The following is a 20876-nucleotide window of genomic DNA, read 5'->3' as shown; positions in this document are numbered from 1 at the left end:
TGATTAAAATATGACCATAACAAAATACACCACCTATAATCTTCTAAGGGGTGTACTTCCAAATATCCATTATTTTGTTGAATCCAAAGAAATGTGGGTAAAATAAACCTTACAACATGAGCAACTTAACGAAGGTGGTCAATTCATATGCATCTTGTAATAGCTTTATTTACTATTTATTCAGTTTGGCGTTGGGCAGATTGGAAAAATTGGCACAAGTATCACACAACTATGTTGTTTATCATGGCTGGTGGACTTTTGTATGAATATCTAGCCCATGACTTTAATTTGTGGATATTTCATCCTGATTTTCTTTATAATCGTCGGATAACAGTCCTTGTATATGCAGTAATAACAATGCCCCTGAACATTCTTCTTTTCCTCTCAAGATATCCGACAACGACTAAGTTAAAGCAGTTCAAGTATTTATTAAAATGGATATTTATTTACTCAATTGTCGAATTAGCATTACAATTCTTCGGAAGAATCTCGTACCAAAATGGCTGGACATTTTGGTACTCGGTGTTGTTTGATGTCATGATGTTTCCTATGCTTAGACTGCATCATATCAAACCACTACGTGCCTACATGATTTCTTTAATAATTATTGCAGCTCTGTTGTGGTACTTCAAAGTTCCAATAAAATGAACAGTCGATCGTATGAAAAAGACGAGCTAACAGCGACCATATAGCGCGTTCTTTCGTCTTTTTATATTAACATCATTGTTAGGTATGTTGACTAATGTGAGGGAATCCATCCTAAGATTTGTAATATCGTCAAGACGACCTCAATAACAATCAGAATTACAACAATCCATTCCACGAAAAGTCCCCGGATCGAATGACTAATATTTGAAAAGCCCTCTAAGATGTGATACAAAATATCTGTTTTGCTTTTAAGAATTTTAAATCGATCGTTCAATTCAAAAAATTCAATCATCCCATCATAAAAATGGCTAGCTGTACTATTTGTCCAAGTTAAATCTGGTTTATCTAAAATCATGATATAGGCAAGGGTATTATACTCATGACGGACGATTTTTGCGGTCGTTCTTGCCAATTCTTTGTTACCAACACGGAGCTTTCCTTTCTCAAGTCGATCAATCATAATTTCGAGGCTATCATGGATTTTGCCGAGCTGTTCCTCTATTTTCTCAAGTGCAACCGATTTTGCCAGTACTATGGATATTAATTCAGGGTAAAAGAACTCATACTCCGATACCACCACATACTTGTCAGTCAACTCCATGCTTTCGATGTCCTCGATGTGAAGGCTGTAATTTTCCATGTATCTGTCTACATATTGCAGCTCAATATTAGGCTCAAATGTCTGGAGAAATTTCAAGAAAACAGTTATTTCATCCTTATGAGCGTGATTAATAAAGACAACGCTGCCAAAAGAAAAGACTAATACTTGTTGGAATGCATCTATATCTTTATGAAGGATCGATGAAAGAAGTTCACCTCTTAGGATTAAAGGCTGTTCCCATGTGTATTTTTTGGGAATGCCGCAATGGATGGCGATTTTGTTCAGATCAATTTCATTAGTAATTGCTAGAGCCTTAAAAGAAATATCCTTCATTTTCAACACTCATCTACTCTCGGAAAGTTTTATTAACAGTTTTGACAGAAAAAGTGGGCTTCAATCTTCATTACGAATGGTCATTATCCCCTTCAAAAAATCATAAGCTGTACATGGAACCATTAAACCTTACTTCGTGAGGCGGGTGAACATAATGTCCGAGCAGAACGATCATGGATCTAAGTATTTTGAGCAAATGCTGAATATCATTGATGTCGGTGTTCATCTGATTGATAACCAGGGAATAACCATTTTTTATAATGATAAAATGGCTGAAACCGATGGTTTTAAGCGAGAACAAGTGGTAGGAAAGAACTTCTTCGATCTCTTTCCCTCCCTAACGAATGAAACGAGCACCTTCATGAAAGTACTGCAGACTGGGACAGAGATTCGAGAAAAAATTCAAACCTACGTGAGTGTAACGGGGAAAAGAATCACGACAATAAATAGCACCTATCCGTTAATGGAAAATGGTCAAATCATCGGTGCTCTAGAGGTGGCCAAGGATATCACAAGCATTGTTCATCTTCACGACCAAATTCTTGATCTCCGTCATCAAGTCTACGAATCACCTTCGAAGGATAAGAAAAACGCAAGCTCCGCTCGCTATCATTTCAGCGATTTAATTGGTACAAATGAATCCTTCTTACATACCGTCTCCTTCGCCAAAAAGGCATCACGAACTAGCTCGCCTGTGTTGCTTTCAGGTCCTACTGGAACGGGAAAGGAATTGTTCGCCCAAAGCATACACAACGCAGGAGCCCGCAGAAACCGTCTATTTATAGCTCAAAATTGTGCGGCTGTCCCTAATGAGCTGATGGAAGGTATAATGTTTGGAACGGCTAGAGGAGCGTTCACTGGTGCGATTGACCGTGCTGGATTATTTGAACAAGCTAACGGGGGAACGCTCTTTCTGGACGAATTAAATAGCTTGGATTTATTTCTGCAGGCCAAATTATTACGGGTACTTCAAGACGGGATTGTGCGTCGAGTCGGGGGAACACAGGAACAGCATGTCGATGTTCGCATCATTACAGCCATGAATATTGATCCGAAGGAAGCATTAGCCAAAGGATTGCTGCGCAGCGATCTTTTTTACCGGCTAAATGTCGTGAACCTGTACCTTCCTCCACTTGTGCAAAGAAAAGAAGATATTCCTCTCCTGACTCAGCACTTTATTGAGAAATTTAATCATCTATTCGGCATGAAAATTATCGGGATATCGCCAGCCGCTTTGAATAAATTAGTGACCTATCATTGGCCTGGGAATATACGTGAATTAAGCCATGCCATCGAATCCACCTACAATATGATGGAGCTGGAATGTGAAACCATTGACGTACAACACCTCCCTGCTTATTTCTTGGAAAATTATAAAAAAACGACAGTTCCCTCCCTTCATTCCGCTTCGTGGAACAATGAAATGAATACGATATCTGCCGGTAAATTAACTGATAAAGTGAAGCAATTGGAAAAGGAAACGATCACGGATGCACTGGAGATTCATCAATATAACATCACGCTCACCGCACAAGCGCTTGGTATCAAACGGCAAGCGTTACAATATAAACTAAATCGCTACGGCATCATAAGAAAGCCATAAACATCACACGATCAAGGCTCCGCAAGGAGTCTTTTTTACTTTATCGTGAAAGTTGGCATCCTTCTTGCATCTTACTATCCATGAGAGGTTAACTTTACTGGAGGTGCAATGATGGAACGACGTGACTGGAAACAAGTTGAGCTATGGAAGAACGTAACGGATGTGCAGTGGAATGATTGGCTTTGGCAGTTGACTCATACCATTCGTACTTTAGAAGATCTGAAGAAAGTAGTGAATTTAACGCCCGAGGAAGAAGAAGGCGTTCGCATATCTACACAAACGATCCCTTTAAATATTACCCCTTATTACGCTTCATTGATGAATCCAGATGACCCGCGATGCCCGATTCGGATGCAATCTGTCCCCATTTCCGCTGAGTTATTGAAAACCAAATATGATCTTGAAGATCCCCTATTCGAAGACGAAGACTCCCCTACCCCTGGCTTAACGCATCGTTATCCGGACCGGGTGTTATTTTTGGTAACGAACCAATGCTCGATGTACTGCAGATATTGCACGCGCCGCCGTTTTTCTGGCCAGGTAGGCATGGGAGTTCCCAAAAAACAGTTGGATGATGCGATTGCCTATATCCGAAATACGCCGGAGGTAAGAGACGTTCTGCTTTCTGGCGGGGATGGCTTATTAATTAACGACAATATTTTAGAGTATATTTTGAAGAATTTGCGGGTGATCCCCCATGTCGAGATCATTCGTATCGGCACTAGGGCCCCTGTTGTATTCCCGCAGCGAATTACAGAGCATTTGTGCAATATTATTAAAAAATATCACCCAGTTTGGCTGAATACGCATTTCAATCATCCTTTGGAAATTACAGAAGAAGCGAAAAAGTCCTGCGAAATGCTAGCGAATGCTGGTGTTCCTCTAGGCAATCAATCGGTTATACTAGCGGGCATCAACGACAGCACCTATATCATGAAGAAGCTCATGCATGATCTTGTGAAAATACGTGTTCGTCCGTACTATATTTATCAATGCGATTTATCCGAGGGCATTGGTCATTTCCGGGCACCTGTTTCCAAAGGTCTCGAAATTATTGAATCTCTTCGCGGCCATACTTCAGGCTATGCAGTACCAACCTTCGTCGTCGATGCGCCTGGCGGTGGCGGGAAAATCGCGCTTCAGCCGAACTATTTGATCTCGCAAAGCCAGGATAAGGTCATTCTACGAAATTACGAAGGAGTTATCGTTGGATACCCCGAGCCAAAAAACTATACACCTGGCCGCGCCGACGAATATTTCAATGAAATCTTTGGCATCCAGCAACAGCCTGAAAGCACCGGCATCATTGCGCTCATGAAAGATGAAAAATTTAACCTAGTGCCAGAAAATTTGCGCCGGATCGGCAGAAGGAAAACCTATCAGGAAACACCCGAACATATGTCGTTGAAGGATAAAAGGCCGATGAGGGATGAGATGAAAGACAAATTGATGAAGGCGCAGCACAAGGAGAAACAGGAACATTCAAAGGAGATACCAGTCGAATAGTTGGATATCCTGTAGCTTATTTGGCGCAAATAATAGCCGTGATGTCGCGGACGGCTACCCGCAAGCCAAACTTGAAAAGGCACCCAACACGGGTGCCTTTTCATATTGACGAACGCTGACAAGTATTGCCCCAATATTCGCACCAATTTCCGGCTAATCCTCGCAATTCCCGCCTACTTTTTCATACAAATCAACTTCAATTCCGTCAATTCACGAATGGCGTACTTAACGCCCTCACGACCAGTCCCGCTTTCCTTCACGCCGCCATACGGCATATGGTCTACACGGAAAGTGGGAATATCATTGATCATAACCCCTCCAACCTCTAAAGCTTCCGCAGCGGCAAGTGCTGTTCGGATATTTTGCGTATAAATACCGGCTTGTAGGCCATAATTGGAGTCATTCACCAGTTCAATGGCTTCTTCTATCGACGAGACTTTATTGATCATCACAATCGGGGCAAATACTTCTTGGCACGATACGCTTGCGGAAGAAGCAACATGAAGCAGGACGGTAGGCTGAACGATATTCCCTATTCTCCTATTCCCTGTCGCTACAATGGCGCCAAGCTTCTCAGCTTCGGCGATCCATTGCAAGGAACGTTCAACGTCTCGCAGGCCGATTAATGCCGACACATCCGTTGTTGGATCCAAAGGATCACCTAAACAAAGCTTCTCTGTTTGAGCTACGAATTTTCGGATAAAATCATCGAAAAGCTGCGCGTGCACATAAATACGTTGAAGGGAGATGCAAACCTGACCTGCATAGGAAAATGCGCCTGTGACCGCCCTTGCGATCATGGCATCCACATCAACCCCATGATCCACGATGAGCGCAGAATTAGACCCTAATTCTAAGATTACCTTCTTCAAACCTGCCTTATTGCGGATTGCGATCCCAACCTCCGGACTTCCGGTAAAGGTCACGGCTTTAATTCGTTTATCCCGCACCAAGATGTCCCCAATCACGCTTCCACTACCTGTAACCACATTTAACGCCCCTTCCGGAAGACCCGCCTGCTGCAACAGCTCCGCCATTAATAAAGCGGATAACGGCGTTTGGCCAGCTGGTTTGAGGACAATCGTATTGCCTGCAGCGATTGCAGGACCTATCTTGTGCGCAACCAGATTCATCGGAAAATTAAAAGGTGTGATGGCTGCAACGACCCCCAAAGGCTGATGTATCGTATACGCGACACGGTCCTCACCTCCTGGAGCCGCATCCATGGGGATCGTTTCACCATGAATCCGCTTCGATTCCTCAGCGGCAAACTTGTAGGTTGCGATCGTTCGCTCTACCTCAATTCTTGCCGTTGTTATCGGTTTAGCGGCTTCAAGTGCGATCAGACGGGCGCAATCCTCCTTCTTCTCGCGGATCAAATGAGCTAGCTTCTCCAGAATCGCTGCCCGTTCATGTGCAGGCATCTTCGCCATTCGAGGTCTGGCTCTTTCAGCCGCTTCAATCGCATGCTCCACTTCGGCCGGTCCTGCAACAGCCACTTCGGCGATTTGTTCACCGCTATAGGGTGAGAATAAAGGACGATACTGACCCGATTCCACCCATGCCCCCTCGATAAAAAGATGCTTTTTCATGCTGCCTTTCCCTCCTTCCGATTAGGTTATGAAGATATAGTCGGACTAAGACACGTCTTCACCGCTTGCTCCAGAACATCCAAACCCTCCGCAAGCTGTTCATCCGTTATGACCAGCGGACTTAACATACGAATTACATTGCTGTATATGCCTGCCCCCATCACGATCACACCCCGTTGATGCGCCTCTTGCAAAATCCGAGTCGTTAGATCTTTATCTGGTTTTTTCGATGACTGATCCTTTACTAACTCAATCGCACTCATGGCGCCTAATGTTCTCACGTCTCCAATACAACCGACTTCCTGTTGCAGCCGAAGGAAGCGTTCGCTTACCATTCCCCCAATCGATACCGCCCGTTCAGCCAGTCTATCCTTCTCTAACATGTCAATGACTTGTAGGGCAGCTACACAACCGAGCGGGCTTCCTCCATAGGTACCGCCGATTTCCCCGATAGCAGGTGCATCCATGATCTCCGCTCGTCCGGTCACAGAACTAATCGGAAGCCCGGCCGCAATCGATTTAGACATAGTCATTAAATCCGGCACAACGCCGAAGTGTTCCGTCGCAAAGGTTTTGCCTGTACGCCCGAATCCTGTCTGCACTTCATCGGCAATAAATAGAATACCGTATTTTTCACATATTGCTTTCAATCCTTGCACGAATCTGACGGATGGGATTACAAAGCCCCCTTCGCCTTGAACCGGCTCCATGATGATGGCTGCAACCTCTTCACCGGGGACTTCCGAAAGGAAAAAGTCCTCGAATTTCTGCAAAAGCTGCTCATCAACCTCATCCTGCGACATCCCGGTAGGAGCACGATAGTAGTAGGGATAGGGCATTTTGTACGTATCAGGTGCAAAAGGGCCGAAACCGTTCTTATAAGGCTTTACCTTACTGGTTAAAGACATTGCCATATATGTCCTTCCGTGAAAGCCTCGCTCGAAGGATATCACAGCTCTTCGGCCCGTATATTTACGTGCGATTTTCACCGCATTCTCAACAGCCTCGGCACCGCTGTTCAAGAAGAACGTTTTCTTGGGATGGTCCCCCGGCGTCAACGCATTGAGCTTCTCAGCCAATTGCACGTAAGGCTCATACATCATGACATGAAAGCAAGGATGCAGGTAGTGGTCCAGTTGTGCCTTTAGCGCTTCCACGATTTTTGGTGGACAATGGCCAACGTTAAGAGAGCCGATTGCACCGGCAAAATCGATGAACGTATTTCCATCTACATCTGTTAGTAGTGCTCCCTCCCCTTTTGCAGCAAAGGTTGGCACCGTATTGAATGGACCTCTTGGAATGCTTGCCATACGCCGTTCCAGCAGCAGCTGGGCTTGAGGCCCTGGGATCGCCGTTTTCATCTCAATGTATTTCGTCCGTTTCGGATTCTGATCCATCCTTAAGCCTCCATTCCTTCCAAACCACACCAATGTATCAAGGTTAATGCGATGATCTCCGCTGCCTCAAACACATGTTCGAGTACAATGTGCTCATTCGGATAATGGGCCACTTGCGTGATGCCTGGGCCGAAAATGATACAAGGCGTTTCGCCTAGCTGCGTGAGCAAACCGCCGTCTGTGCCCCATGGCGAGGCTTCAATTATAGGTTCTTCGTGTCTAACTTCCCGATATTGCTGCATAAGAACTTGCATCAAGGCGTGCTCGGGATCGACGCTGCCCGGAACCCATTGTGCGCCGAACCATTCCACACTAGGCGGATGCGCTTCGAACCAAGGGTCTTTTACACGAAGCATTGCCAACCACCGGCACATTTCCTCCTTAGCCTCTTCCAGCTTCTCCTCCGGGGCAACGCCCATCCTTCCCTCCAACTTTACGCTATCAGGAACAGAAGATGGCCAATTGCCTCCCTGAATAACACCGATATTAATGGGGATCGGGATCGGGTTATTGGCATACAGAGGATCCGAGACCCGTGCATTTCTAACCTCCTCAAGCTCCCGAATATGTTGAATCACAGCCATACTTTTATCAATGGCGCTAACGCCTTCATATCTCGTTCCGCCATGAGCCGATCGGCCTTTGACCTCGATGCGAAACCACATGGAGCCCTGCTGCTTCGGAAATATGCGTAAATTGGTAGGTTCTGGAATAAGGGCTGCATCGGCTCGATAGCCTCTTACAAGAGCAGCCAGTGTCCCTGCCCCTCCGCTTTCTTCTTCAATGACGCTTTCAAAAATAACATCGCCTTTCAGCTTGATACCTAGACTCTGAATAGCCTCCACAGCAAGAAGAAGCGAGACGTTTCCGCCTTTCATATCCGTCGCCCCGCGCCCATACAGCTTCCCGTCCACTACATTGCCGCTAAAAGGATCATCCTGCCATTGCGCCCGATTTCCTTCTGGTACGACATCCATGTGACCATTAAGCAAAATAGACCGACCGCCTCCAACCCCCTTCATGACACCAACGACATTGGGACTGCCTGTGAAACGGTTTCTAGGGGAACAAAAATACGGATGTTTCTCTAGGGCCTCGCCATCTGGCTCCCACACATCAACGTCGAGCGCTAACGTTCGCAATTTTTCCGCAATAAGGAGTTGCGCCTCCTGTTCGTTGCCTTGTGTGCTGGGAATCTTTACGAGTTTCTGTAGAAAACAGGTTCCTTCATCTCGTTGATGTGTAATCCAATCATGAATTTTCTTTTGCAGGTCAGCGCTCCTAATGAGCAAAGGATATCCCCCCTTGTGGTACGTGAATTCACCTTTATACAACGTTTATGGAATATACGAAATGGCTTCCGGCATGATTAATGAAGCTTCCGTATGACGGACAACCTCCTCAACGGTATAAGGCAGCATGATTTCTTTTAAAAGAAGTCCTTGATCCGTAACCTCCATTACCGCCATTTCCGTAATAATTAATTTCACACAGGCTAGTGCCGTTAGCGGCAAGTCGCATTGTTTTTTCACCTTAGATTCCCCCTGCCGATTCACATGGTTCATCAGAACGATGACTTTTTTGGCTTTTTGCGCAAGTTCCATCGCCCCGCCGATCCCTGCAACCCGCTTCCCCGGTACGATCCAATTGGCCAAATCCCCTCGCTCACTCACCTCAAGCGCTCCAAGTATCGTGATATCGATACAGCCTCTGCGAATCATGGCAAACGCAATGGCGCTATCGCAGTAGGAAGCACCGTTGGCAATCGTAATAGGGTATCCGCCCGCGTTGCAGAGAAAAGCATCTTCTTCACCCGTGAGTGGGGCGCCCCCTGCACCCAATATCCCATTCTCTGCATGAAAAACGACCTGAATGCCTTCAGGAACATAATCCGCAACCTTCGTTGGGATGCCAATTCCTAGATTGACGGCCATGCCGTTCTTTAGTTCTTGAGCAGCCCGCTTTGCTATTCGGTCGCGGGTTTCTTTTCCCATACCCATTCCCAAGTCACCCCTCTGCTCAAAATGACCATATCGACGAAAATGCCCGGTGTAACGATATTTTCGGGGTCCAGCTCACCAAGTGGAACAATCTCGTCTACTTCGGCAATGGTCAACTTTCCGGCCATGGCGACCAAGGGGTTGAGATTTCTGCCGCTTTTATCGTAGACAAGATTCCCGTATGGATCGGCTTTACTCGCATGAACAATGGCGACGTCTGCCGTTAAAGCCGGCTCCACGAGATATGTTTTTCCGTCGATGGAAACAGTCTCTTTCCCCCGCTCCATGATCGTTCCGACGCCAACATCCACGAGGATTCCGCCAAGCCCTACACCGCCTGCCCGAATTTTCTCGCAAAGCGTTCCTTGCGGGTAAAAGACGACCTCCAACGTACCCTCTTCCATCATTTGACCAGCGTTAGGATTAGAGCCGATATGGGAGGCGATTACCTTCTTCACGCGACCTGCCGTGACTAACCGCCCAATACCGATATGGGGAAATCCGGTATCATTGCCAATGAGGGTTAAATCTCCAACGCCTTTTTCCAAAATACCCTCGATCAACGTTGGAGGCGTTCCTATGCCCCCGAACCCGCCGTACATCAGTGTACAACCATAAGTTATCTTTTGGAGGGCTTCTTCTAAAGTCCTAATTTTTCCACCAAAGGCTTCATGAGAACTCTCATTTGGCATCATCCTATCTCCTCCAATGCGGATGGGGTTACTTCAGCTATGACTTCCAGAATGGATTCCTCCAAAATGCGTACGAGTTGGTCGATTTCTTCCTCGGTAATGACCAAAGGCGGCGCCACAATGATGGCATCCCCTTCCCCATCCACCGCGCCTCCTGCCGGGTAAACGAGAAGCCCCTTATGAATGGCTTTCTCGATGATCCGTGAAGTGACTCCTAAGCGAGATGGAAACGGTCGCTTATCGGTCCGATCAGTGACGAATTCCAAGGCTAGAAGAAGCCCTTGCCCCCGCACATCGCCAATACTCTCGATACCATCAGCCATGTTTCGCAACTTCCCGAGCAAATAATGGCCTTTGATCTCAGCAGCTTTGACTAAGTGGTATTTCTCGATATAGTGAAGAACCGCCAGTGAAACGGCCGCCGATTGAGGATTTGCACTGTAGGTATGGCCAGACATGATACTTTTGGAGCCATTTAATATAGGTTCCATCACATGATCTTTGGCTAGCGTCGCTGCCATCGGCGTGTAGCCTGCGCTCATGCCTTTGCCCAGTGCCATTAGATCTGGTTCAACGCCATAGTGTTCCATACCGAACATAGCTCCTGTGCGGGCAATCCCAGTCATGACCTCATCGGCGATGAATAAGATGTCATTCTGTTCGCAAATCTCTTTGATCTTCTTGTAGTAGCCTTCTGGCGGAACGATAGCACCGCCTGCTGCTCCAATGATCGGCTCCGCGATAAAGCCGGCGATATGTTCAGCACCGATACGCTTGATGGCGGTTGCCAAATCGTTCGCGCATGCCAAATGGCAATCCGGATAAGTTTTACCGAGCGGACAGCGATAGCAATAAGGGGTTGCGACGACCGGATAGTCCTCTAATAAGGGAATAAATCGTCTTCTTCGTAGTACATGTCCTGACATCGAGAGAGCACCCATCGTTATCCCGTGGTAGCTCATCCGTCTGGAGATCACTTTATTTTTACCTAAGCGTCCTTTCTCTTGCCAGTGCTGAATCGCAATTTTCATCGCGGTCTCGGTAGCTTCAGATCCGCTGTTCACGAAGAAAGACCAGTAATCGTTGCCTGGGGCCAGATTGCTCAGCTTCTCCGCCAACTTTTCTACGGGTTCACTTGTGAACTGAGAGCGATAAACAAAGGAAACCTTGCTCGCCTGCTCCAGCATCGCATCAATAATTTCTTGTACCCCGTGCCCGATACCGGCTGTCACAGCTCCCGAGGAACCATCTAAATAGGCTTTGCCTTGATCATCGAATAAATAAACGCCTTTCCCATATTGAATGGTGGGATAATGGTGATCCAATACCGGCTTAATGACATGCTCCCGCTTCATAAGGCATCCCCCACTGTTCACGATTGCTAAGGTTTTATTTAAGAAACCAATTCTTCACCCGCGGAGCGTTCAACAGATCTTCATAACGAAATGCGGTTCCGAGCGCGGACACATCATGCCAATACAGTTTCTCCTCGATTAGTTGCGCGGTGCTCTCTAATACGTAAGTACGGCAGTTAGGACATTCGATAGCGGGAATTTCCAAAATCTGAACCGCCAGTCTCCCATCTGGCATAATCCAATAGCAATCTTTGACACTTTCACGAATATCTTCCGTTTCACACCACACGCAATTCATATGCGTCCGTCCTCCTTCATATGGTATAGAACATTCTTACGCCTATTTCTTCATGATGCAAAAAGGATGCCAACTTTTGCAGTTGGGCTATACCCATTTTGACAGGTAGCTAGTCATGGGAAGAGCCGCCAGACTTTTGGCAGTTGTTATATTTTTGCAGCAAAAGGAAGGGTAAAGGGGGGATGCTGGATGTCTAGTGATCTGCCAACCTATACGAATCAAGTTGAAAACGGTACCGATTATATGATCATGTTTTGCCTTGATAATTTGAATAAAAGGTTGCGGGTGGATGACTATCAGGGAAATCTAGATAGCATCTTCGTGCGAATAGCCGAAATTGCCACAAATCATGCTCTGACCAAAGTGTTCATCAAATCGCGAGAGGATGACTGGCAGACTTTGTTATCGAAGGGCTGTATGCTGGAGGGAATTTACAAAGGATATTTCAACGGTCGCGACGCTTACTGTATGGCTCTCTATGACGATCTTGAGCGGAGGACCAGTGACTACTGGCTGGAAGAGGATCACATTCTCAAGCAGGTGCTCGCTCTTCCCCTCAAGCCAGAAAGGCCAGAGGTGCCGAACAACTGTACACTGCGCATAGCTCGATTGGAGGATGCTGAACAGCTTTCGGAGCTGTACGATCACATTTTCCAAACGTACCCGACACCGATGAACAATCCAATGTATGTTGAGAAAACCATGCTGGAAGGAACGATATATTATCTCGTCGAATCGCCGGATGGGCTGATCAGCGCCGCATCCGCAGAGATCAATACGGTCTATGCCAATGCGGAAATGACGGATTGCGCTACACTTCCCGCGTATCGCAATCAAGGACTCATGAGACTGCTTATGCATGCCTTGGAAGATGAATTGATCGTACGGAATATCACATGCGCCTACTCCTTATCTAGAGCCCTTTCGTTCGGCATGAATGCCGTGTTCTATCAAATGGGATACCGATATTACGGTAGGCTGACAAAAAATTGCGATATTTATGATAAATTTGAGGACATGAATTTATGGTCCAAATCGTTGAAGTGACACCTTTATCACGATGTATTAAAACTATATGCGTTTCCTTCTCACAGAAGAAGAAATGCCGATCTCTTCCCTATATTTGGTGATGGTTCGGCGAGAAATCTGAATCCCTTCCCGCTTCATAAGATCGGCCAGCTTTTGGTCCGAATATGGTTTTTCGTGGTTTTCCCCACGAATCATATCTTTTATTCTCGCTTTTACATGCTCAGATGACGCTGAATCACCTTGACCCACTTGCAAACCGGAGGGAAAGAAATATTTAAGTTCAAAGATGCCCCAAGGCGTTTGAGCGTATTTCCCAGCTGTAGCGCGGCTGACCGTTGATTCATGTATCCCAACTTTATCAGCAATATGTTTTAAGGTCATCGGTTTGAGATGGGATGTTCCCTTCCAAAAAAAATCGCTTTGTTCCTCCACAATAGCTTGCGCAACACGGAATATGGTCTTCCGTCTTTGCTCCAAGCATTTCAGGAAGAACTTCGCTGTATGTAATTTACCAGAGAGAAACTTCGTTGCCTCGTTATTGTCTTGGTTATCCTTAACCATTCGTTCGTAATGCCCATTAATCGAAAGTCGTGACGATGCTGCTTGATGAAATAAGACAATAAGCTGTTCACCTGCCTTTTCGATGATGACCTCAGGAATGATATAATGAACAGCTTCTATGTGAAAGGCTGCGCCGGGTCTAGGATTTAGTCCTTTGATCACATCTATCGCAGTCTGAATATCTTGTGCAGTCACTTGCAGCATCGTCGATAATTTATGAGTGCGATAATCGGCTACATCCTTCAGATGACTACGAATCAATGCAGAGACTAAAGGAAAACTCTCCGACATGGGCTGGACTTGAAGAAGCAGACATTCTTTCACATCTCTAGCTCCCACGCCGCGGGGCTCAAAACTCTGCAAAATCGTTAGTGCATGCTCCGCTTGTGCAAGCTTGACCTTGCATACATCCGAAATTTCATGCAAAGAAGGTACTAAATAGCCATTGTTGTCTAGATTTCCAATCATAAATGAGATCATTTTACGAATGGATGGATGGATATTTTTCACAAATCTTAATTGCTCCATTAAATGCCTATCTAAAGAGACATCGTTCGATACGGCGTCATGTAAGGGGTCATAGCGTTGATCACGGCTGCTTATTCCACGACTACATTTAGAAGTGCCGTTATACGCCACCCATTCGTTTCCTGCAAATTCCAATACCGGATTATCCGTTATCTCCTGTTGGACAACCTCCAGCAATTCCGGTGTCGAGAGTTGTAGGATCGTTATCGCTTTTCGCAGCTGCGGAGTCAGACGCATTTTGGTTGCTTGTAGCTGGAACATTCCGTATCCCGGGCGCATGTAGGTCACTCCCCTTGTGTTATTGCTTTCATATGTATTCAAATGAGGTTCCTTTTAGCAATTCAGTGTATATTGACTTATCAGATCGGACATACTATCTTTCGACGGTGAAGCAGTGGTGAGGTGTTGTGTCGCAGACAATTTACACAAGGGAAGTTGTTATTGAATCCATATGGAGGCGAGGAGATGTGCCGCATACCACTTACTGTAGTATCTTTACTGCAATGATGTGATGAGGTAGTGACCGAGCGAAGTAAGGTTCAAAGCAAGAGTACCATCAATCTACTCACCGTCGAAGAGGACTCCGAAAGGGGTCCTTTTTCTTTTGCCATCACAAGTCATACCCATCAAATACGGACTTAAGGAATGGGATGATAACGAATGATATGATTACTACGTTATAAGGGGCATTCAACATGAGGATAAGAACCGGTTTATGTAAAGGTGCGACAATTACGTTACTAAGCATGTTCCTGCTCCATGCAACGTCCGTACGTGCCGATGAAAATCAGTCGCCTTCTGTATTTCTGGACGGGCATCTGATGTCCTTTCAAACTCCCACCGTTATCGAAAACGGCTATAGTCTCGTTCCGATGCGTACCCTTTTTGAGGCTGAAGGTGCGCGAATTTCTTGGGACGAAAGCACACGAACGGTAACAGCTATGAAAGACGGCGCCGTCTTAACATATCAAATCGGTGAAACGGTTGCTTACAAAAATCAAGAACGACTAGAGTTGCCTGTACCCGGCAAAATTATCGATGGATTTACCATGGTTCCACTGCGATTTATAAGTGAAACGCTAGGCAATATCGTGAAATGGCATGACTATTCCCGTTCGATTACCATTTCATCCGTTCATGACTATGAAACTACCGTCCAATACGGCGTCAACCTCCGCGAAACGCCCGAGAAAGATACAGATGCCAGCGTTCTCCGAATGCTGCCGAAAAGCGAAAGAATCCACGTAATTCGGGAAATCAACTCGAATTGGCTGGAGGTGCAATCCCAAGACGGTACAATTGGTTTCATCTCTGCTGCTCCGATGTATACCGATTATACGAGCCAGTCCTTGGTTGCGAACGAAGCGGATGAATTGATCACTTTCGGGTCCAAATTTCTGGGAACCCCATACGAGTTCGGTGCCGCATCCGGTCAAACTAGCACGTTTGATTGTTCTTCTTTCGTTCAACATGTTTTCAGCAAAGTGATGTCCATCGATCTGCCGCGAGCTTCCTACGACCAAGCTTTGAAAGGGAAAGAAGTAGGTATCAATGAAATACGCAAAGGAGATCTCCTATTTTTCAGCGCTCGCGGGCTCGATATCGGTCATGTAGCCATCTATGCAGGAGATGAACAGATGCTTCATACCTATTCGAAAGAACTAGGCGTACACTTCGAGGCGTTCAATGATAAATGGAAGAAGCGTTTTGTTACGGCAAGAAGATTATTCTAGCCCTACTTGTACCAGAATGCTCAAAAGGCAGCAAACCCAGTAATGGTTTGCTGCCTTTATAATTACATGCTGTAATGTAAATGACAGAACGATCGAACAACCAAATTAAAGTGAAATAAGATCTTTTGACAGTTTATTCAGCTGCTCACATCCGTTTTCCGTCACCAGTACCATATCTTCAATCATGATCGAACCTACTCCATAGCCATAGTACGGTGTCTCTAAGCAGATTACCATCCCTGGGCGGAAAACGGTATACTCTTGAGGACTTATGAATGGAGCTTCCTCTGCAGCCAGACTCAAGCCCGCACTATGTCCTAAGTGTCCCCGGTTATAATTGGGCAATCCTGAACCACGAATCAGGCTCATTACGTCGTCAAATGCAGATTGCATCGATCTTTCCGGTTCAATCAACTGAACCAAATGATCGTGTCCAATTCTTAACGCATTGTACACACGCTCCACTGTGCTTGAAGGTGAGCCAAGAACAAATGTCCGAGCGATATCAGAACCATATCCCTCGACATCCACGCCAACATCAAATTTAATCAAGTCACCAGGCTTGCTTGAGCGTGTATCGAACACATGCGCTGGTGCAAAATTGTCTCCTACAGAAATCATATGAAATCGGGACGTTGATCCCTCCCTATTCCTCATTAGTGCTTGTTTAAAAGCATGGGCAATGTCTGCAGCAGAATGACCAACGTGAATCCCCTGAACGGTTCGGGCTATGCCTGCCTCGGCAAAGGTACAGCTCTTTCGGAGTTGTTCGATCTCCCATGGCGTCTTTATGGCACGTAATTCATGAAAAATTGAACTTGCCTCGCGTAGTTCCAACCGTTCGGATACATGCTGCAAAGCCATGACTGAAGGATACCGCATAGCATTCAGTTCCACAGCTACTCGGCCCGTCGATATGTCATTTTCACCCAATACACGAATAAGCTCACCGTACATTTCTTGTACTTGGTGTGCTGTAGGACGTTTCCCTAGAAAGCGACTCCCTCTAAGCTCAAAGGGGTCATCCACATCAACCCACGTGGGATAAGTTCTCACTTCGCAGTTCGATAAATCCCCCGGAATACCAGCGGCTTCAAATTCATTCATTATGATGACAGTCTTACGATTGGGATTTCGAAACATCACGGCCAAAGCGACTTCGTTCATTCGTAACGTATACATAAAAGTACTCGGGTGACCGGACAGGTAATAGAAGTTCTCGCAGCTTGAAGCCACTAGAGCATCAAGATTATTTCTTTCCATAATCTCTCTTGACTTCGCTGTAATCTCTCTTAAATGCGCTTCCTTACTAATGTCCACATTTTCACCCTCCTACTAATTATTCGCCAAGCTGTCGTAAGAATTTGCGAGCACGTTCTGTATCCGGATCTGCAAAAAATTGATCTGGTACGCCTTCCTCTTGTATCTTACCATCACTCATAAAGATCACCCGATCGGCCACCTCTTTAGCAAATCTCATTTCATGGGTGACCACAATCATCGTATTCCCTTCCCTTGCCAGCTGTTTCATGACTGACAATACCTCCCCAGTTAACTCAGGATCTAAGGCTGAAGTCGGCTCATCAAATAGCAAAACTTGCGGCTGCATAGCAAGCGTCCTAGCGATAGCAACACGCTGTTGCTGGCCACCTGAAAGACGGGAAGGATATTCCGACTTCTTTTCTAACAACCCTACTTTAGCTAATAAATTTTCTCCAAGCTGTAAAGCCAGCTTCCTAGGTGTTTTTTTAGCAATGGTAGGTGCCAAGATCACATTTTCCATGACAGTCATATGTGGAAATAAATTAAAAGATTGAAACACCATGCCAGTTATCGAACGAATGTCCCTAAGTGCTTTCTTTTTAGTTTGAGTGCCCGAAGTTGCTTCCCATTGCGTATCTCCTACGCGAATCGTCCCCTCGCTCGGTTCCTCAAGTCCATTGAGGCAACGAAGTAGCGTGCTTTTCCCAGAACCGCTAGGCCCCAGCAAAACTACAATCTCTTGGGAACGAACTTGTAAGTTTATATCTTGCAGGACAACTAACTCAGCAAAGCTTTTACTTAATTTATTAACTTCGATCATTTCCGTGCACACCCTTAATAAGCTTTGGATAGCTTCATTTCGATGCGATTTAGAATATTTGAAAAGACCGTACTCATTACCCAGTACATAAAGGCTATCGCAATATAAAAAGGCATAGCTACATAATACTGAGCCATAAGCAATTGTGCCGAACGCAGAAGTTCAGTTACAGTAACTACGGAAACGAGCGAAGTCTCCTTCAACATCCCTATAAACGTATTGCCAATGGGAGGAATGGCGACTCTGGCCGCTTGGGGTAAAATAACTTTACGCATCGTTTGCCAAGGCGATAAATTTAGCGATAGCGCGGCTTCCGTTTGACCCTTATTTACTGAAAGAATGGCTCCTCGAAATGTCTCCGATAAGTATGCGCCAATGTTAATGCTAAGCGAAATAAAAGCCGCTGTGAGTGGACCAAATTTAATACCGTATTCTGGTAATCCATAATACACAATAAAGATTTGTACTAGAATCGGTGTTCCACGAATTATAGACACATAAGCTTGGGCCAAACCGCGAATGAATCGATTTCCTTTTAACCGTGCTATAGCCACAATCAATGCAATGAGAAACCCGAACACCATGGAAACCAGCGTTATTAGCAACGTGTAATAGGCGCCTGTTAACAGAAAATGGATGTTAGTAAAAACGAGATTCATCCCATTCATCCTTTCCATGTAAAGCCCCTTAAATATTCGGATCAACCTCAAACCATTTTTGGAAAATGGTCTTGAACGTTCCATCGGACTTCATATCCGCCAAAGCTTTATTCAGAGCAGCGAGAAGCTCTGGGTTGTTTTTACGTATAGCGATACCAGCTGCATCTACTTTTATAGGATCACCGACCGTTTTTATTTTGAATTTATTTTTATCAACAAGGGGCTTAATAGCAAAAACATTATTAATCGTTGCATCTATTCTTCCGACATTCAGATCCATCAAAGAAGTGATTACATCGTTGTAAGTTGCTATTTCAAAAGTTCCGACTTTGGGAAGTACGACGTCTCTTAAATATTTTTCATCGTTTGTCCCAAGACCAACACCTATTTTCTTGCCTTTAAAATTAACTATCGATTGAATGGTTGTATTATCACTTTTCACGATTACATTAACTGCATTATTGATATATGGAGTCGAAAAATCCATTGTTTTTTTACGATCATCTGTAATCGTAACTTGACTAATTAGCGCATCATACTTTTCTTTCTGTAATCCTTCGATCAAGCCAGAAAATTCACCAGTAATGAATTCCACTTGTACATTGATACGCTTCGCAACTTCTTTAGCCACGTCTGCGTCAAATCCGTCCACCTCATGCTTATCGTTCAAAAAATTATAAGGAGCATAGGTCCCCATTAAGCCGACTTTGAGCTTTCCTGATTTCTTGATTTGTTCTAAAAGGTTGTTCGACGTTTGTGCACTAGGCGTCGTTGTACTTGTAGGACTATTTGCTGGCGGATTCGTCTTCGTACCGCATGCCGCTAAAACAAGTACAATTGTGCCTAGTAATGAAAGCGATTGAAGCCTTTTTTTGGAATTCAAGAGCATAACTGATTCCTCCGTCATCATCTTCAAAGTTTTTTAAGTCTTAGTTAATGAAATAACAACCATTATTCTTACCTCCTCTTGTTTAATACATTCATCTTACCCCTCTTATCAAAATACTTCCGTAATATAGCTTTACACATGCCTATCTGTACAATAAAAAAGTCGCACCGCGGCTGCTGCCACAGTGCGACTTTTTTATTAGTTTGATTGTCTTACTGATCACCGACTTTCACGAATCCATTGCCTTTATGCAGTTATCGGTTGTTAAGACTCCCTATTAGCAATAATAAAAGAGGACGCGAGTCCGTTTTCGTAACCATATCCGTTTATGATTCCATTAGACAAGAAACACAAAATATAATACGAGGTGATCTGGCATGAAAAAAACAATTAAGATGATTACAGTTTCTGCAGCAACTGTTTTATTCTCACTTTCTTTAGTCGGACAAAGCTTTGCAGCTTCGACAACTTTTACGGATTTGGATAAAGTTGCAGCAAAGGAGAAAATGATAGCTCTACAACAAAGTGGGATTGTAGGAGGAATCACGCCTGAGTTATTTGCTCCACAAGTATCGATTACAGCTGCTCAAAGCGTGCAACTTTTTGTAAATGCGCTTGGACTGAATTTAGACAGAGTCAAATTCGCCAAAGAGCCAAAAGCTACTGATTATTTTGATAACGCAGAAAATGATGCGTGGTACGCAAATGCTCTAATTACTGCTGCAGTCAACGGTGTTGAACTTCCTAAAGATCTAAACCCTAGCAAAAAATTAACACGTGAAGAGTTCACGCATCTGCTCGTTCGTGCTATCGAAGTTAACAAGAATCTACCCTTGATTAACCCGGTTGTTGTTGAAATTAGTGATAACGATCTATTGAATGTTGCGTATTCTGGTTCTATCCAACGTGCGATTAACTACGGGATTATTAAACTGAATGCGGAAGGTAAATTGAATCCAAAAGCAGAAATTACGCGTGGAGATGCAGCTACCAATGAAACACTTACTGGAGCAGAGGGTGTTCAACTAATTGCAGATGCACTTGGGATTGTCGGTACAGATATCCAATTCAAAATTGACCCAACAGCGAAAATGACGCGTGAATCGTTTACATACCTGCTAATTCACACCTTTCAAACAAGTGGAAAATTACCAATGATCAAATTAGTACCTGTTGAAATCAAGGATATTGATAAGATTGATCTTGAAAAGACTGGTGCCATTCAAACATCGATTGCCTTAGGCATTGTCAAATTGGACGCAGAGGGTAATTTCAATCCTAAAGATGAAATTACCCGTGTGGATGCAACTGACTATGTTCAACATGCTGTTGAAGCGGTAAAAGGGTTACTGAAATAAGCTGAAAAATG

At 44.8% G+C, this 20876-nt stretch carries 19 protein-coding genes; 6 read left to right on the top strand and 13 right to left on the bottom strand.

Annotated elements, in window-relative coordinates:
- The first annotated feature begins 147 nt into the window (after positions 1-147).
- Positions 148-648 carry a CBO0543 family protein gene (locus AC58P7_RS19540; protein ID WP_497345743.1) on the top strand — a complete coding sequence of 167 codons (501 nt, stop codon included), beginning with the start codon at positions 148-150 and terminating at the stop codon, positions 646-648.
- 91 nt (positions 649-739) lie between these two features.
- On the opposite strand, the gene AC58P7_RS19535 is transcribed toward AC58P7_RS19540, so the two are convergent.
- Entirely contained in the window at positions 740-1582 is an 843-nt protein-coding gene (locus tag AC58P7_RS19535; RefSeq protein ID WP_497345773.1) for an RMD1 family protein, read from the bottom strand.
- A gap of 154 nt (positions 1583-1736) precedes the next feature.
- On the opposite strand from AC58P7_RS19535, the gene AC58P7_RS19530 reads away from it, so the two are divergent.
- Positions 1737-3185 carry a sigma-54 interaction domain-containing protein gene (locus AC58P7_RS19530; protein ID WP_497345741.1) on the top strand — a complete coding sequence of 483 codons (1449 nt, stop codon included), beginning with the start codon at positions 1737-1739 and terminating at the stop codon, positions 3183-3185.
- Between the two features lie 111 nt (positions 3186-3296).
- Positions 3297-4691, top strand: a complete 1395-nt coding sequence (gene kamA / locus AC58P7_RS19525; RefSeq protein ID WP_497345739.1) for a lysine 2,3-aminomutase — start codon at positions 3297-3299, stop codon at positions 4689-4691.
- Between the two features lie 173 nt (positions 4692-4864).
- Here the strand turns inward: kamA and AC58P7_RS19520 are convergent, their stop codons facing one another.
- Genes AC58P7_RS19520 through AC58P7_RS19490 form a run of 7 tightly spaced genes read right to left on the bottom strand, consistent with a single transcriptional unit; the run spans position 4865 to position 12025 of the window.
- Positions 4865-6283 (bottom strand): aldehyde dehydrogenase family protein, encoded by a 1419-nt coding sequence (locus tag AC58P7_RS19520; protein WP_497345737.1) that lies wholly within the window; start codon positions 6281-6283, stop codon positions 4865-4867.
- A 26-nt stretch (positions 6284-6309) separates the two neighbouring features.
- Positions 6310-7680 carry a 4-aminobutyrate--2-oxoglutarate transaminase gene (gene gabT / locus AC58P7_RS19515; RefSeq protein WP_497345735.1) on the bottom strand — a complete coding sequence of 457 codons (1371 nt, stop codon included), beginning with the start codon at positions 7678-7680 and terminating at the stop codon, positions 6310-6312.
- Between the two features lie 2 nt (positions 7681-7682).
- Entirely contained in the window at positions 7683-8966 is a 1284-nt protein-coding gene (locus tag AC58P7_RS19510; protein ID WP_497345771.1) for a peptidase, read from the bottom strand.
- A gap of 51 nt (positions 8967-9017) precedes the next feature.
- Entirely contained in the window at positions 9018-9680 is a 663-nt protein-coding gene (locus AC58P7_RS19505; protein WP_497345733.1) for a 3-oxoacid CoA-transferase subunit B, read from the bottom strand.
- Entirely contained in the window at positions 9647-10372 is a 726-nt protein-coding gene (locus AC58P7_RS19500) for a CoA transferase subunit A (RefSeq protein ID WP_497345769.1), read from the bottom strand. Before AC58P7_RS19500 ends, AC58P7_RS19505 begins: the two co-directional genes overlap by 34 nt.
- Entirely contained in the window at positions 10372-11727 is a 1356-nt protein-coding gene (locus tag AC58P7_RS19495) for an aspartate aminotransferase family protein (RefSeq protein WP_497345731.1), read from the bottom strand. Before AC58P7_RS19495 ends, AC58P7_RS19500 begins: the two co-directional genes overlap by 1 nt.
- Positions 11728-11761: 34 nt before the next feature.
- The gene (locus AC58P7_RS19490) at positions 11762-12025 is read right to left on the bottom strand and encodes a YokU family protein (RefSeq protein WP_497345729.1); all 264 of its coding nucleotides are present in this window, start codon (positions 12023-12025) and stop codon (positions 11762-11764) included.
- 189 nt (positions 12026-12214) lie between these two features.
- Here AC58P7_RS19490 and ablB point away from each other — a divergent pair, with 189 nt between their 5' ends.
- Positions 12215-13072, top strand: a complete 858-nt coding sequence (gene ablB, locus AC58P7_RS19485; protein WP_497345727.1) for a putative beta-lysine N-acetyltransferase — start codon at positions 12215-12217, stop codon at positions 13070-13072.
- Between the two features lie 24 nt (positions 13073-13096).
- On the opposite strand, the gene rpoN is transcribed toward ablB, so the two are convergent.
- Entirely contained in the window at positions 13097-14404 is a 1308-nt protein-coding gene (rpoN, locus tag AC58P7_RS19480) for an RNA polymerase factor sigma-54 (protein ID WP_497345726.1), read from the bottom strand.
- Positions 14405-14838: 434 nt separating this feature from the next.
- On the opposite strand from rpoN, the gene AC58P7_RS19475 reads away from it, so the two are divergent.
- Positions 14839-15876, top strand: coding sequence for a stalk domain-containing protein (locus AC58P7_RS19475; RefSeq protein WP_497345724.1), 1038 nt, complete (start codon positions 14839-14841; stop codon positions 15874-15876).
- Positions 15877-15981: 105 nt separating this feature from the next.
- Here the strand turns inward: AC58P7_RS19475 and AC58P7_RS19470 are convergent, their stop codons facing one another.
- From AC58P7_RS19470 to AC58P7_RS19455, 4 genes are read right to left on the bottom strand one after another with little or no spacing between them, the layout of a single operon-like run.
- The gene (locus AC58P7_RS19470) at positions 15982-17196 is read right to left on the bottom strand and encodes a M24 family metallopeptidase (protein ID WP_497345722.1); all 1215 of its coding nucleotides are present in this window, start codon (positions 17194-17196) and stop codon (positions 15982-15984) included.
- A 19-nt stretch (positions 17197-17215) separates the two neighbouring features.
- A complete protein-coding gene (locus tag AC58P7_RS19465) occupies positions 17216-17959 on the bottom strand; it encodes an amino acid ABC transporter ATP-binding protein (protein ID WP_497345720.1) in 744 nt (247 codons plus the stop codon).
- A gap of 14 nt (positions 17960-17973) precedes the next feature.
- Positions 17974-18618, bottom strand: a complete 645-nt coding sequence (locus AC58P7_RS19460; RefSeq protein ID WP_497345767.1) for an amino acid ABC transporter permease — start codon at positions 18616-18618, stop codon at positions 17974-17976.
- 28 nt (positions 18619-18646) lie between these two features.
- On the bottom strand, positions 18647-19507 hold the full coding sequence (locus AC58P7_RS19455; RefSeq protein ID WP_497345765.1) for a transporter substrate-binding domain-containing protein: 861 nt from the start codon (positions 19505-19507) through the stop codon (positions 18647-18649).
- A gap of 377 nt (positions 19508-19884) precedes the next feature.
- Between AC58P7_RS19455 and AC58P7_RS19450 the strand changes: the two genes are divergently transcribed.
- Positions 19885-20865, top strand: coding sequence for an S-layer homology domain-containing protein (locus AC58P7_RS19450; RefSeq protein ID WP_497345718.1), 981 nt, complete (start codon positions 19885-19887; stop codon positions 20863-20865).
- The last annotated feature ends 11 nt before the right edge of the window (positions 20866-20876 follow it).

It is taken from the genome of Paenibacillus sp. J22FR5 (genome assembly GCF_059691975.1).
Note: the sequence above shows the minus strand (reverse complement) of the source record. Positions and strands in the feature narration are given on the sequence as shown.

Excerpts from the sequence above, each read along its gene's own strand:
- AC58P7_RS19540 (WP_497345743.1), top strand. The coding sequence starts at position 148 with ATGCATCTTGTAATAGCTTTATTTACTATTTATTCAGTTTGGCGTTGG.
- AC58P7_RS19535 (WP_497345773.1), bottom strand. The coding sequence starts at position 1,582 with ATGAAGGATATTTCTTTTAAGGCTCTAGCAATTACTAATGAAATTGAT.
- AC58P7_RS19530 (WP_497345741.1), top strand. The coding sequence starts at position 1,737 with ATGTCCGAGCAGAACGATCATGGATCTAAGTATTTTGAGCAAATGCTG.
- kamA (WP_497345739.1), top strand. The coding sequence starts at position 3,297 with ATGGAACGACGTGACTGGAAACAAGTTGAGCTATGGAAGAACGTAACG.
- AC58P7_RS19520 (WP_497345737.1), bottom strand. The coding sequence starts at position 6,283 with ATGAAAAAGCATCTTTTTATCGAGGGGGCATGGGTGGAATCGGGTCAG.
- gabT (WP_497345735.1), bottom strand. The coding sequence starts at position 7,680 with ATGGATCAGAATCCGAAACGGACGAAATACATTGAGATGAAAACGGCG.
- AC58P7_RS19505 (WP_497345733.1), bottom strand. The coding sequence starts at position 9,680 with ATGGGTATGGGAAAAGAAACCCGCGACCGAATAGCAAAGCGGGCTGCT.
- AC58P7_RS19500 (WP_497345769.1), bottom strand. The coding sequence starts at position 10,372 with ATGCCAAATGAGAGTTCTCATGAAGCCTTTGGTGGAAAAATTAGGACT.
- AC58P7_RS19495 (WP_497345731.1), bottom strand. The coding sequence starts at position 11,727 with ATGAAGCGGGAGCATGTCATTAAGCCGGTATTGGATCACCATTATCCC.
- AC58P7_RS19490 (WP_497345729.1), bottom strand. The coding sequence starts at position 12,025 with ATGAATTGCGTGTGGTGTGAAACGGAAGATATTCGTGAAAGTGTCAAA.
- ablB (WP_497345727.1), top strand. The coding sequence starts at position 12,215 with ATGTCTAGTGATCTGCCAACCTATACGAATCAAGTTGAAAACGGTACC.
- rpoN (WP_497345726.1), bottom strand. The coding sequence starts at position 14,404 with ATGTTCCAGCTACAAGCAACCAAAATGCGTCTGACTCCGCAGCTGCGA.
- AC58P7_RS19475 (WP_497345724.1), top strand. The coding sequence starts at position 14,839 with ATGAGGATAAGAACCGGTTTATGTAAAGGTGCGACAATTACGTTACTA.
- AC58P7_RS19465 (WP_497345720.1), bottom strand. The coding sequence starts at position 17,959 with ATGATCGAAGTTAATAAATTAAGTAAAAGCTTTGCTGAGTTAGTTGTC.
- AC58P7_RS19460 (WP_497345767.1), bottom strand. The coding sequence starts at position 18,618 with ATGAATCTCGTTTTTACTAACATCCATTTTCTGTTAACAGGCGCCTAT.
- AC58P7_RS19455 (WP_497345765.1), bottom strand. The coding sequence starts at position 19,507 with ATGCTCTTGAATTCCAAAAAAAGGCTTCAATCGCTTTCATTACTAGGC.
- AC58P7_RS19450 (WP_497345718.1), top strand. The coding sequence starts at position 19,885 with ATGAAAAAAACAATTAAGATGATTACAGTTTCTGCAGCAACTGTTTTA.